12 protein-coding genes and 2 pseudogenes are annotated in these 12655 nt (G+C 42.7%); 8 read left to right on the top strand and 6 right to left on the bottom strand.

The window, feature by feature from the left end:
• Window positions 1–411 (bottom strand): RNA-guided endonuclease InsQ/TnpB family protein (locus tag O9323_RS11355; RefSeq protein ID WP_287628375.1); only part of this gene is annotated, 411 nt, incomplete at its 3' end.
• A 1068-nt stretch (window positions 412–1479) separates the two neighbouring features.
• Here O9323_RS11355 and O9323_RS11360 point away from each other — a divergent pair.
• Both O9323_RS11360 and O9323_RS11365 read left to right on the top strand, forming a co-directional pair.
• Window positions 1480–2475, top strand: coding sequence for a glycosyltransferase (locus tag O9323_RS11360; RefSeq protein WP_288125131.1), 996 nt, complete (start codon window positions 1480–1482; stop codon window positions 2473–2475).
• Window positions 2476–2579: 104 nt separating this feature from the next.
• Window positions 2580–3299: pseudogene (locus O9323_RS11365) on the top strand (Npun_R2821/Npun_R2822 family protein); the annotation flags it as partial.
• A 161-nt stretch (window positions 3300–3460) separates the two neighbouring features.
• Here O9323_RS11365 and O9323_RS11370 read toward each other — a convergent pair.
• Together O9323_RS11370 and O9323_RS11375 are read right to left on the bottom strand one after the other, a co-directional pair.
• Window positions 3461–3751, bottom strand: coding sequence for a DUF3288 family protein (locus tag O9323_RS11370; RefSeq protein ID WP_002738029.1), 291 nt, complete (start codon window positions 3749–3751; stop codon window positions 3461–3463).
• A gap of 2 nt (window positions 3752–3753) precedes the next feature.
• Window positions 3754–4431: a hypothetical protein gene (locus tag O9323_RS11375; RefSeq protein WP_002791301.1), complete on the bottom strand. Its 678-nt coding sequence runs from the start codon at window positions 4429–4431 to the stop codon at window positions 3754–3756.
• A gap of 299 nt (window positions 4432–4730) precedes the next feature.
• Here O9323_RS11375 and O9323_RS11380 point away from each other — a divergent pair, with 299 nt between their 5' ends.
• The 3 genes from O9323_RS11380 to O9323_RS11390 all read left to right on the top strand — a co-directional run bounded on the left by O9323_RS11380 (window position 4731) and on the right by O9323_RS11390 (window position 7348).
• On the top strand, window positions 4731–4943 hold the full coding sequence (locus tag O9323_RS11380) for a hypothetical protein (protein ID WP_002735306.1): 213 nt from the start codon (window positions 4731–4733) through the stop codon (window positions 4941–4943).
• A 138-nt stretch (window positions 4944–5081) separates the two neighbouring features.
• A complete protein-coding gene (trpC, locus tag O9323_RS11385) occupies window positions 5082–5972 on the top strand; it encodes an indole-3-glycerol phosphate synthase TrpC (RefSeq protein WP_002752425.1) in 891 nt (296 codons plus the stop codon).
• Window positions 5973–6193: 221 nt separating this feature from the next.
• A complete protein-coding gene (locus tag O9323_RS11390; protein ID WP_016517061.1) occupies window positions 6194–7348 on the top strand; it encodes a pyridoxal-phosphate-dependent aminotransferase family protein in 1155 nt (384 codons plus the stop codon).
• Between the two features lie 200 nt (window positions 7349–7548).
• On the opposite strand, the gene O9323_RS11395 is transcribed toward O9323_RS11390, so the two are convergent.
• The gene (locus tag O9323_RS11395; protein WP_223210794.1) at window positions 7549–7635 is read right to left on the bottom strand and encodes a DUF4351 domain-containing protein; all 87 of its coding nucleotides are present in this window, start codon (window positions 7633–7635) and stop codon (window positions 7549–7551) included.
• A 289-nt stretch (window positions 7636–7924) separates the two neighbouring features.
• Between O9323_RS11395 and O9323_RS11400 the strand changes: the two genes are divergently transcribed.
• Both O9323_RS11400 and O9323_RS11405 read left to right on the top strand, forming a co-directional pair.
• Entirely contained in the window at window positions 7925–9268 is a 1344-nt protein-coding gene (locus tag O9323_RS11400; protein ID WP_002776296.1) for an adenylosuccinate synthase, read from the top strand.
• A 27-nt stretch (window positions 9269–9295) separates the two neighbouring features.
• A complete protein-coding gene (locus O9323_RS11405; RefSeq protein ID WP_002736662.1) occupies window positions 9296–9853 on the top strand; it encodes a 50S ribosomal protein L25/general stress protein Ctc in 558 nt (185 codons plus the stop codon).
• A 99-nt stretch (window positions 9854–9952) separates the two neighbouring features.
• Here the strand turns inward: O9323_RS11405 and O9323_RS11410 are convergent.
• Window positions 9953–10114 (bottom strand): annotated as a pseudogene (locus O9323_RS11410) (IS630 family transposase); the annotation flags it as partial.
• A 447-nt stretch (window positions 10115–10561) separates the two neighbouring features.
• Here O9323_RS11410 and O9323_RS11415 point away from each other — a divergent pair.
• Entirely contained in the window at window positions 10562–10852 is a 291-nt protein-coding gene (locus O9323_RS11415; protein WP_002737160.1) for a DUF3082 domain-containing protein, read from the top strand.
• A 74-nt stretch (window positions 10853–10926) separates the two neighbouring features.
• On the opposite strand, the gene O9323_RS11420 is transcribed toward O9323_RS11415, so the two are convergent.
• A complete protein-coding gene (locus tag O9323_RS11420) occupies window positions 10927–12576 on the bottom strand; it encodes an alpha/beta hydrolase (RefSeq protein WP_288125132.1) in 1650 nt (549 codons plus the stop codon).
• Between the last annotated feature and the right edge of the window lie 79 nt (window positions 12577–12655).

Raw genomic sequence — 12655 nt, forward strand, 5'->3', positions numbered from 1 at the left:
CCATCGAATAGGTAAAGGTTCTGTGCATTTGGCTAAATAGATTTGTTTGTCTTTAAATTTAAAAGCAGACTTAGTAAATTCGGCACTTCCTCCTTGATGTTTTTTCTTAAAGTTAGGATACTTAGTACGACCAGCAAAGAAATTAGTGAAAGCTGTTTGTAAATGTCTTAACCCTTGTTGTAAAGGTACACAGCTTACTTCATTGAGAAAGTCTAATTCTTCTTGCTTTTTCCAATCGGTTAGCATTGAAGAAGTTTGAGCGTAGCCTACTCTTTCTTGCTTTTCGTACCAAGCTTGTGTTCGTTCGTGGAGAGCTTTGTTGTAAACTAATCTTACACAGCCCAATGTGCGCCGCAATAGCGACTCTTGTTCGGGTGTTGGGTAAAATCGGTAAGAATAGGCTTTTTCCATGTCTCACATTTTAGCATATATTTCGTAAACGATGCTCATATTTAACAGTAAAGCCGTCGTAGAACGACGGGGTTTCAGACCCAAATTTTCGATGAGAGATGAGGGGTTACTGGATGCGGATTAGATCGAGCTTTCATGTCTTCTCGTTCTGAATTCGTTCAATTTCATCCAGTGCTTTTTTCGCCTGGAATACGGCCCAGAGATAGGCGATCTGGCTCTCCCACGCCGATCGGGGTAGGATGGCGGGGATAGGGTTCGGGTTCTCGTTCATGGTTAGATTGTGGGGGTGAGTACGGGGGTTTTGTTTTGCCAGCTTTCTGGCCATTGGATCGCGTCGGCACTGAAGGCGAGGGGAGCCTCGGGGAGGGGAGATATGAGTCGGTTGGAATTAGAAATCCACGGATAATTACGAGCGAATTGGTTAGGGAACACGGTCGCGATCGTAATTGACTATATATAGCGTTTTTCAGTCTGATGAGGTACAAAAGTTATGGGTTTTAGGCAAAAGGCTTCGGCCGTGAGCTCAGCCGAACCGCCGAACGGCAAAAGGGAAGAAAAATAGGCGTACCTCACTAGCTTAGGAAACGCTATAAATACAAAAGTCTTGGCAAGAGTTGTCAGGCTTGTCGAGCTACTTCTCTGAATTTAATACTATGGAACCTCGCAAGAAAAAACAAGATATTTTTAAAGACTAATTGAACTTAAAACAATCATTTAAGTTCAAAAAATAGCGATTTTTCGAGTATTTATACTTAGGCGATCTCCGTGTTCTAGGTCATAGAATCTCTAGTTCATTTTTCATCCGAATAAAAATAGAGTAATTAAGTATTAAAAACCCCTTGCTAATATCAATGGATATATAAGGTTTCTCACACCTGTGTGGCACAGTTTAACCTTTGCTGATTAAATTTTTCGACATCGATAATGTACCTCTTGGGAACAGGAAACGCTATAGTATAATATCTATGCTCGATCGACTATTGCCTTTAGATACCTCACACCTTAATAATTAAGCATAGAATAGCCGAGTCTCCAGACTACCGCTTAACCAAAACTTCTATTATCCCGATGAGAAACCTCTATTTTCTCTTGCCCGGTACTACTTCTCCCTTTGGTGGGGGTGGACTGTGGGCAGAAATGAAAACTGTCAATTTAGCTAGTCAAATTTGTAGCGCCCAGATTGTGACTTATCGTCAAAAAGAGTTAAATTATCTCTTTTTAGAGGATATACTCGCGAAAATAAGCTCGGATGACAGTATTTTTGTGGTTAGCTGGGGTTTTGATCTTCCTAAACTGGTGCAAAAATTGCGATCGCATAATATCATTTATCATGCCCATAGTACAGGTTACGGCTTCCGTTTACCCTCCCAAATACCAATTATAACCGTTAGCCGTAATACTATGGGTTATTGGGGAGAAAAGGCTCCTAATGCTTTAATTTACTATCTTCCTAATCAAATTGGCTCAGAATTTCTCAATTTAGGCTTAGAAAGGGATATCGATGTCCTAGTACAGGGGCGCAAATCCTCAAAGTATCTTCTCAATCGTCTAGTTCCCGCCCTCCGTCCCCACTGTCGCCTTAAGGTTTTAGATAGCTATGTGGAGGATTTAGTGGGATTATTCAATCGTAGTCGGGTTTATCTCTACGATTCGGCTGAATATTGGGCTGTAAACGGTTTAACGGAAGGTTTTGGCTTACCGCCCCTGGAAGCTTTAGCCTGTGGTTGTACGGTATTTTCTAGCGTCAATAGCGCCCTAGCCGATTATCTCGATCCCGGTTTCAATTGTCAAAAAATCGGGGCCTATTCCACTCAATACGATCGGTCACGTATTCTTAATTATGCCCGTAATTTTCCCGTTAATTCTTTACCTGCTAATTTTATCGATGATTATCATCCCGAAAAATTATTACCACGTTTTGAAACAATTTTAAGAGAAATTAATGATTTCTTTGATATTAAAAAACGCTATCCGGCTGATATAGAAGGTTTAGAACCCCTGCGACTTAAAAAATTATGGATGCAGAGTTCTCTGGCTAAACTTAAGAAAAAACTGTTTAAGTAGCAGTGATCTTTCCTTCATTATTCGCCAATTCAAAAATAAAACGCATCAATTTTAAGAGTTGACAGAGAAAGATCGATCGGCTATTCAGTTATCAGTGATCAGTGATCGTGGAAGAATTAGCCCAGAAAATCTATGATATTTTTGGAGAAAAATTCTTTGCTCGTCCCAATCAATTTCGCAAGCAGGTGTATTGGTTTGGAGAATTAGATCAATTTCTTTATATCGATGCGGATATCGTAGTTTTTGAAAAAATAATAGATAATCTAAATTTCCTCGATACCTACGATTTTCTCTGCTGTGATTACCAACACAAAAAAGGGATTACTGATGTCTTTAATCCGATTGTTTTAGAACAAGGAATCTTCACAGAAAATGATCTAAGTGGAATGTTTAACGGTGGTTTTTGGGCTAGTAAAAAGAATCTGTTCTCAGAACAGGAATTATATAGTGCTTTTCAAGAATGTGCCGCTCATCCAGAATATTTTGATTTTTCTCAAAAAACCTCCGATCAACCGATTATTAATTATACCATTCTCAAACGAGTTCCCAATCGATTTAATATTGTCCGCGCTCCGGGTTGTCAAGCGGGAAATTGGGGGGGAAGTTCTCATTTTCAACCTCAGGGGAATATTTTAATCGATCCGAGATTAAATCAGCCCTTAAAATATTTACATTGGGCAGGAATTCGCATTGAACCGGGCTGTCCCTACTGGGATATCTGGAGATATTATCGTTATCTAGATGATCCTAATCCCCCCGCAGATCCGCCAGCAAGCAAACCAAAAAATCCTTTTCAGAGATTATTAGATAAAATCAAATTATAGGTTTGATTTTTGGTGCATCTCCTATTTGTGACTTTCTCTCACATATAGGCGAGCAGCAGAAGTTATTAAAAGAGGGCGAATGCAATTCGCCCCTACAATAATATTATTTTCTGAGATAAGGTGAAAGGGAAGAAGTGTTTTTTTCAACCCTATAGCTTAATTTAACTCCAATCCTGTTGCTCCTCGCTTTGGCGAATTTGATACACTTGTCCGTGACTGTGCAGTTGTCGAGTTTTTGCCCATAAACTGGCTTCATCTAACTGCCATTTTTCTAGGATTAAATCTAAATCTCTTTGGATTTCTCTTGCCCCCGGAAAGTTTTGATAACGTATGCGTAAACGAGCGCATTCAGCTAAGTTTAAATCATTAGGTTCTGATTGCAGCAGCTGATCAACAATCGGGCGATCAATTCTTTCCTGTGGATGTTGTTGTTCTTGGTTTTTACTAGCCATAATTAATCGAACCAACCGATATCGGAATCCGTTAACTCTGTGGGGGTAGGAGTTGGGGCAATATAACGGACTAAAGTTGCCATTTCAAAGTTATAAAGACTGGGTTTCTTCGGCGCAGGTTTAGTAATTGACGACGGTTCAGGGGTGGGGGTGGGACTATTTTCTAGGGTTTTAATTTGATTATATAGTTTTTCAATCAACTGTTTTTTCTCGGTTAATTCCGTCTGGGATTGACTTAATTGACTCGATAATTTTTCAATTAACTGTTTTTTCTCAGTCAGTTCTATTTCTGTTTTACTTAATTGACTCGATAATTTTTCAATCAACTGTTTTTTCTCGGTTAGTTCCGTCTGGGATTGACTTAATTGACTCGATAATTGTGCCACCAAAGTGGTTTTTTCCGAGAGGACAGATTCTAACTGCTCGGTCTGTTGTTGTAACTGCTGTAACCTGACAGAGAGTTCCAGATGTTCTTGGACTTCTTTTTCCAGAGAAATAACCTTTTCTTGGAGAGTTTGCTGATTTTTCTCAGTTTTTTCTAATTCTGTTGTCAAGTCGTTAATTTTTGCCTGTAGGGTGGCGTTAGTTTCCTTCGGACGTTTGGGAGAAGGAGAGGTTTGGGATTCTACCTCTTTATTAGCTTCTGTACGGATGAGATCGTTTAAATTACCTTTGGTCATAAGCTGTACAAATAGGATATTACGATAGAATCGGATAGTGTCCAGAAATCTGTTGGTTTAGGCAATCGATAATTATTCGCCCGATATACAAGCTTGATTAAGCTGGGGAATTGTTCCATAGGTTTTATTTTATAGCTTGAGGTCGATCGATCCCTGTCCATTTAAGGAATGAGAACAAATACCTAAATCTCAGTTTCACCAGTAAGATTCTAAATTTTTCTGTAGTTAATGATACGGAATAGCAAATTTGTGTCAGACTAAAGGTAGAAGTCGATCGCACCTGTGGCAGGGATAAATTTATGAATATTGAAGAAAAAGCACGTCTTAATCTAACCCAAGAACGACAAGCAGAAGGAATGCTCGAAGAGAATGTCTTAACTCGTACAGAGGAGCTTTTAGGGGAAGGAGAGGCAGAAACTGCGAAAGCGCGGGTTTTATTAACTGAAAATCGTCAAGAAGACGAAAAACTCCAAGATAAAATTTTAGAACGTTCGATCGAAGCTATGCAATAGCCTTTCGGTGAAGACTGGGAATATCCACAGAAGTAGAGTTAAATGTCTGTAGAGACGTGGTTTTCCCCGTCTCTATTTCAATCCCCGATAACTAATCACTGTTACACTAATCACTGTTAAGCTCTGGACAGTGAAAAAATGCAGATCCGAAGAAAACACCCCAATCCTGCCGTTAAAGTTGAGAGTTTGAGTTATGTGGTGAAAGTGCCAGAGGCACAACCGCAAAATATTTTAGAAGAAATCGTTTGGCATAAAGAGATCGAAGTCGATAAATTGCGCGAAAGGTTGCCTTTATTGGAATTACGCAAAAAAATAGCCAATACTGCGCCACCTTGCGACTTTTTAGCCGCTTTAAAACAGGGTAAAACCCAACCCGCTTTGATTGCCGAAGTCAAAAAAGCTTCTCCTAGCAAGGGAGTCATCCGCGAAGATTTTGATCCTGTAGCGATCGCCCGTACCTATGAACAGGGAGGAGCCACTTGTTTATCGGTTTTAACCGATAGTAAGTTTTTTCAAGGTAGTTACGAAAATCTTAGCCTCGTCCGGCAAGCGGTATCTTTACCCCTATTATGCAAAGAATTTATCCTTTATCCCTATCAAATCTACTACGCTCGCTCTAAAGGAGCCGATGCTGTTCTTTTAATTGCCGCTATTTTAAGCGATCAAGACCTAGCATATTTTGTCAAAATTGTCAAGGGTTTAGGGATGACAGCTTTGGTAGAGGTGCATAGTCTGGCCGAATTCGATCGAGTGTTAGCCATTGAGGGAATCGAACTAATCGGCATTAATAACCGTAATTTAGAGACATTTACAGTTGATTTAGACAATACTCGCCAATTACTAGAAGCTAGAGGCGAAAAGGTGCGAGAAAAAGGTATTCTGATCGTCAGCGAATCGGGATTAAACACAGCAACAGATCTGGCAAAAGTGAAGCAAGCGGGAGCAAATGCAGTTCTAATCGGCGAATCTTTGGTAAAACTGCCCGATCCTGCCGTCGGTATCCAGAAATTGTTTGAAAATCGGGAATAGGAGTTAGGAAGTGGGGAGTCGGAATGATGAATTATAAATTACGAATTATGAAGTGGGGAATTGGGGAGAAAAAAGCTAACTCCTGCCTCCTGCCGACCGCCCCCTGCTTCCTGCGATATAATCAGAGTTTGCCAAATCTTAAATCAACCCCTCAGAATTGATGCGATCGAGATTTGGTTTTTTATCTTTGTTAAATATGGCCCAACGAGAGAGGACGAACCATGGAAAATAAAAATATGTTGATGATTCCCGGCCCCACACCAGTGCCGGAAGCGGTATTATTGGCTATGGCTAAAGCACCGATAGGTCATCGGACGGGTGCTTTTAGCAAGGTAATCGCCGAATTAACCGAAAATCTCAAATGGTTGCATCAAACCAGTGGCGATGTTTTAATGTTAACCGCTTCGGGAACCGGTGTCATGGAAGCGGGAATTATTAATTTTCTCAGCCCCGGCGATCGAGTTTTGGTGGGGGATAATGGTAAATTTGGGGAACGTTGGGGGAAAGTCGCGAAAGCCTACGGCTTAAATGTGGATGTAGTTAAGGCAGAATGGGGTAAACCCCTAGATCCAGAAGCATTCACCGCTAAACTGACCGAAGACAAGGAAAAAGCCATCAAAGCGGTAATTATTACCCATTCAGAAACTTCCACCGGGGTTCTCAATGACTTGGAAAGCATTAACAAAGCGGTAAAAGACCACGGGGAAGCTTTAATTATCGTCGATGCTGTCACCAGTTTAGGAGCTTATCATATTCCCATCGACGAATGGGGTTTAGATGTGGTCGGTTCTGGTTCCCAGAAAGGTTATATGATTCCTCCCGGTTTAGGTTTTGTTTCCGTAAGCAAAAAAGCGTGGAAAGCCTACGAAACCGCCAAACTGCCCCGTTTTTATCTAGATTTGGGCAAATACAAAAAAGCCACCGATGAGGATAGTTCCCCCTTTACCCCCCCAGTTAACCTGATGTACGGTTTACAAGCTTCTCTGCAAATGATGAGAAGGGAGGGATTAGCGGCAATTTTCGCCCGTCACCAACGCTTAACGAAGATGACGCGGGCGGGTATGCGCGCCCTGGATTTGCCCCTCTACGCGGCGGATTCCTGGGCTTCCACGGCGATTACTGCGGTGGCCCCCAATCTGGTGGATGCGGAAAAAATTCGTTCGACTCTCAATAAAAAGTTCGACATCGCTGTGGCTGGTGGTCAGGATCACCTCAAGGGTAAAATCTTCCGTATCGGTCATTTAGGTTTTGCCAGTGAGAGGGATATCCTCACGGTTATCGCTGCCATTGAAGCGACTTTAATCGAGTTAGGTGTCGAAAGTGTCACCCCCGGCGCCGGTGTGGCTGCGGCTGCCTCGGTGATGGTGCAGGGTTAATCTTAGGTTTGCTTTTCCCCTTCTCCCCCTATCCATTAGTCACATCTTTCTTAACATAAAATTTGACAAAGAGAGAAAAGTTTGCAGGATGGCTCAAGGGGGTTCTCTGGGGGAACTAATGTGATCAGATAGCTTCCAAGTCTCGCTGATATTATGTCATCTTCCCAGTCCCAACCAAATAGTTTTAACACCAGGTTCACCTACAGAAGCGATCGCACCCATTCCTCTAAATCTCCCGCTTTGGTAAAATCTAACAAAGCTTCTCCTAAAGCTTCCAGTTGATTAATTGAGAGAGATTAAATTTGCGATCGCCTCTTATTCCAGAAAACGGGTTTCTTTGAGAAACCCGTTTTCTATGGATCTTGAGGCAGAGGGGCTAAAGTCTCGCGGCATGGTTTCCCTTGGAAAAAGAACGCTGCCCCAGGGCAGAGCAACAAGAAAAAGGTAAATAGGGTGAATAAACGTGGTGAAGGACGACGAAATAAAGCCATAACTAAATCAATAATGCTCTTGACAAAATATCTATCCAGTGTGGATAATGGTAGTTTGTGTGAACTTTAGCTAGACTAAAATACCTTGGCTAACGTTATTGTAATCGGCGCTCAGTGGGGCGACGAAGGAAAAGGAAAAATCACGGATCTGCTGAGTCGATCGGCGGATGTGGTGGTGCGTTCTCAAGGTGGCGTAAATGCGGGTCATACCGTCGTCGTCGATGAACAAACGTTCAAACTCCATCTAATTCCCTCTGGGATTCTCTACCCGGATACGGAATGTATAATCGGCTCTGGAACAGTCATAGATCCCTCGGTGTTACTCAAAGAGATGGCGCAATTACACGCCCTCAATGTTACTACCGACAATCTCTATATCTCGCAAACGGCTCATGTCACTATGCCCTATCACCGGCTGCTCGATCAAGCATCCGAGGAAAAACGGGGGAAATATAAAATCGGCACCACGGGAAGGGGTATCGGCCCCACCTATGCCGACAAATCCGAGCGCATCGGTATTCGAGTCATCGACTTGATCAATACCGAGAATCTGCAGCAAAAACTAGAATGGACGATCAATTATAAAAACGTCATTTTAGAAAAGTTATATAACTTACCGCCTTTAGATCCGAAGACGGTGATCGAGGAATATCTAGAATATGCCGAGAAACTGCGTCCCCATGTGGTCGATAGTTCCTTAAAAATCTACGAAGCAATCCGCAAGCGTAAGAATATTCTTTTTGAAGGGGCCCAAGGCACCCTACTCGACCTCGATCACGGAACCTATCCCTACGTTACCTCCTCCAATCCGATCGCCGGGGGTGCTTGTGTGGGTTCTGGCATCGGTCCGACGGTAATCGATCGAGTGATCGGTGTGGCCAAAGCTTACACCACTAGGGTAGGTGAAGGTCCATTTCCGACGGAATTAGAGGGGGATGTCGAGCAGTTATTATGCGATCGTGGGGCGGAATTCGGGACCACCACCGGCCGCCGTCGTCGCTGCGGTTGGTTTGACGCGGTTATCGGTCGTTACGCAGTGCGAATCAATGGTTTAGACTGTCTAGCGATCACTAAATTAGATGTTCTCGATACCCTAGAGGAAATCAAAGTCTGTGTCGCCTACCAATTGGACGGCAAAACCTGTCGCCATTTACCCAGTAGTGCGGTGGAATTCGCCCGTTGTCAACCGATTTACCGAACGATGCCGGGGTGGCAACAACCCACCAGCGCTTGTCGGAGTCTGGAAGACTTGCCCAAACAGGCCCTCGATTATCTAAAATTCCTAGGGGCGATCATGGAAGTACCGATCGCTATTATCTCCCTAGGAGCTAGTCGCGACCAAACTATTATCGTTGAAGATCCCATTCACGGACCCAAACGCGCTCTTTTGGACGAAAATGGCTCGCCTTGGGATAATTACGAATTTTAAATCATTGCTAAAGAGGATTAGTCAACTATGCAAGTTAGCGTTGAATGTCAAAAAAGACCCGAAAATATTAACCCCAGGGCTCTACGTCGTCAGGGTTTGATCCCGGCGGTTCTCTATGGCCATAACGGCACGGAATCGGTTTCCCTCGTGGTGGGAGAAAAAGCGGCCTTAACCCTGCTTAAAAAGGCCTCGGTGAATAATACCCTGGTGGATGTCAATGTTCCGGAAATGCCTTGGACGGGAAAAGCTTTGATCCAAGAGGTACAATCTCATCCCTGGAAAAGAAATCTCTATCACCTCAGTTTCTTCTCGGTATCTGCCCACGGTAAGCTCGATATCGTCGTTCCGATTAAAGCCATAGGAGAAGCGATCGGAACCAAACAGGGCGGTTTAATCGAACAGTTCGTTAACGAAGTTAATGTCTCCTGTATTGCTGATAATATCCCGGAAGTGATCGAATTTGATGTTTCGGGCATCGGTGTGGGGCAATTCCTGCTCGTGGGTGATTTAAAAATGCCGGAAGGGGTGACTTTAAAAGATGATCCCCATACCACCGTTTTTGCCATTGTTGCCGCTAAAAGATAAATTCAGTGATCAGTGATCAGTCATCAGCAAATCATATTTCATTATTTACTGTTTACTGGTTACTGCTCCGCAGCTCTGGCACTCCCATCTACTGGGGGTTTATATACTTTGGACGTTCATAATCTGAGATTTATTAAACTTCTGAAATCCTAGAGTAAGCAAGGAATCCAGTTGTTTTTTATGTTTCAGATCGGCATCATTCAGGCATCCATAAATAGCTGAAGAAAAGTCAGAAAAGTTTTCATAATAGGCTGATTCAAGTCTGAATTGCATCACTGTCTGATCTACCTTCATAAGACCTCTTGTAAAAATCAAAAATTGTTGTTAGGGTTATGAGTCAGTAGTCAGGAAAATTGAGAATGAATAATAATCAATTAAATGATCTATTTACAGATTTGATGCCATTTAATCCTTATTTTTGACGTTTTTGAACCCTCAAAAATTAATTATGCAAGAGGTTTAATTAGGGGTTGCTGAATAAATCTAAAACCCTTGTTGGATAAGACTTTTAGACTTTTTTTCCCTCAAAAAGTGCCAGCTATTGGAGTGATCGGGGGTAAAATTCCAGGACTTTTTCCCTGAAAATTAGGTAACTGACCCCCTCAAAATCCGTAAAACCCCACACCCCACACCCTACCCCCACGAAAAACTTTTTCAGCAAACCCTAATTAAAATTTAACCCGGGCAGTATTTGAGGAATAAAAAGTAATGACCACAGAATTAGAAACCAAAAAAGTTACTCCTACTCGCTGTTTAGTTGGCGCGGCAATTTCGGCAGCATTGGGGACAATTCTCTATTATCTCACGGCAGCGATCGGTCATTCTTTTTACTCAAAACCAATGGTCGCTCACAGTCCGATCGCCTTGAGAATTGGCAGTGCTGTCCGAACTTTAGTTTTTGGTTTAGCTTCTCTAGGAACCTTTATTTTTGTTTTTGTCACCATTGGTTTAATTCTTTTGGCTATCCAATTACTACTTAAACGCCCTCAACAAACATAAATTATGAATTATGAATTGGGAGTAGGAGGTGGTAATTTTTTTCAGTGATCAGTTAACTGATAACTGATCACTGATTAACGGACATTTTGAGCAACAAAATCTTTGATCAGTTGTTCTAAAGCAGCCGAGGAAGCGCGGGTAATCAGAAAACATCTAAACTCCTGGCCTTGACTGAGATATTGGGAATAGGCCGCCTGTAAAAAAGGTTTATAGCTGGGGTTTTTGCGAATATACACCTCAAAAAAGGCCAAAGATAGGGAATGGGCGTAACTATCGATCAGATATGGTGCTGGCAGGGTAAGATCGGCTATGGATTCGATCGCTTCGTTAATTCCCGCATCTAGTACCGAAAAGTCAACGTGAGCTTGACCTTCAATCAGAGCTAAATATTTATTTTCGGTTTTGAGCAGGGGAAAAGAGCGCACCTGTTCAAAAATAGCGGGGGTAGCCGGATCGTAGGTTCCTGCCGCCACAAAAGTGGGAATTTCGATTTTAGCCAGTCCTTTAGCCCCAAAAATACTCCAATTAAACGGATTAACCGCAAAAATCGCTTTGATTCTCGGATCGCGAAAGTTGTATTCTTCCCGGGGTAAATCCAAAGCACGACACTGCAGCAAGAGGGAGACATTGAGAAAAGCCAATCTTCTTTGACAGTCCCGTTGTAGATTCTCGAAATCGATTGTCGCTCCACCCACAGCTAAGGCTGTATAACCGCCGAAGGAATGTCCACCAACTCCCACATTATCTAAATCTAATTGCCCCTGAAATTCCCCCGCGTTGCGTCTTTGCAATTCATCGATCACAAAAGATATGTCCAATGGACGATCAACAAATTCGTTGGTATAAAAAACCGTCCGCGATAAACCGGCGAGTAGATTCTGCACCTGTAGGGTATCGCTGCCGGGGTGTTGGGGCATAGCGACGAGATAACCGTAACTAGCCAAGTGTTCCGCTTGTCGGACAAAATCTTCAGGACGGGAAGCTAAACCGTGGGAAAAGACGATAACGGGGGTTTTCTGGGTTAATTGCCCCTTGGGTTTGACAATAATTAGATAAAGTTTCCTCTGACGACGGCTATCGGTTAAATCCAGCCGCATCTGTTCCACTTGTTGCGGTCCGGGTTGTCGGGGGTCGGTCATGGCGGTAAAATTAATTTCACCGGCCTTTTTAGCTTCTTCTAAGGATAATTGCGCCACCTTTTCCGTAAATACCGTGGTGGCTTTCAGGACGACATCGATCGCCCGGGCTAATCTTTGCACTTTTGTCACATCAATCTGCATATTAGTGGGCAGATTACGCAGCAGGCTAAGAATAGTTACCCCTTCCGGTTCAAAAGCTGATTTAACTAGGGCAGAACGCAGGGCAAATTTACCATTAATACCCCCTTGAATGGTGATCAGTTCCCCTAAAAGGTTGAGAATATCTTCCCCCATTCTGGTGTTAAAAAAGCGCGAGATCAGGACGGGATTAATTTCTTTACTTGTGGTTAAAGCTTGGCGAAATTCTCTTTGTTGTTCGGGTGTGGTATTACCTAAATATTGTCTTAGATTAGCGTCAATTCTGCCAGTCTCGACAAACTTTTCTAGGGAACTAATTTCTAGGGTACGACTAAAGGGCGCTAAGATAAAAGTGATTCTCTCGGCCGAGAGGACAGGGAAGCTAGTCAGTATTGTTCCTAAGCAACCAAGGGCGATCGAGCGGCTGATTTTGGCTAATTGCAACAAGTTTTTCGGCTCCTTTTCTTTCTGCGTTCCTATTTCCTCTGGATTATAACAGTAACTTCGCAGTTTTTAACTGTTTTCC

It is taken from the genome of Microcystis sp. LE19-131.1A (assembly GCF_027532015.1).
GTDB classification, from domain to species: Bacteria; Cyanobacteriota; Cyanobacteriia; order Cyanobacteriales; family Microcystaceae; genus Microcystis; species Microcystis ichthyoblabe_A.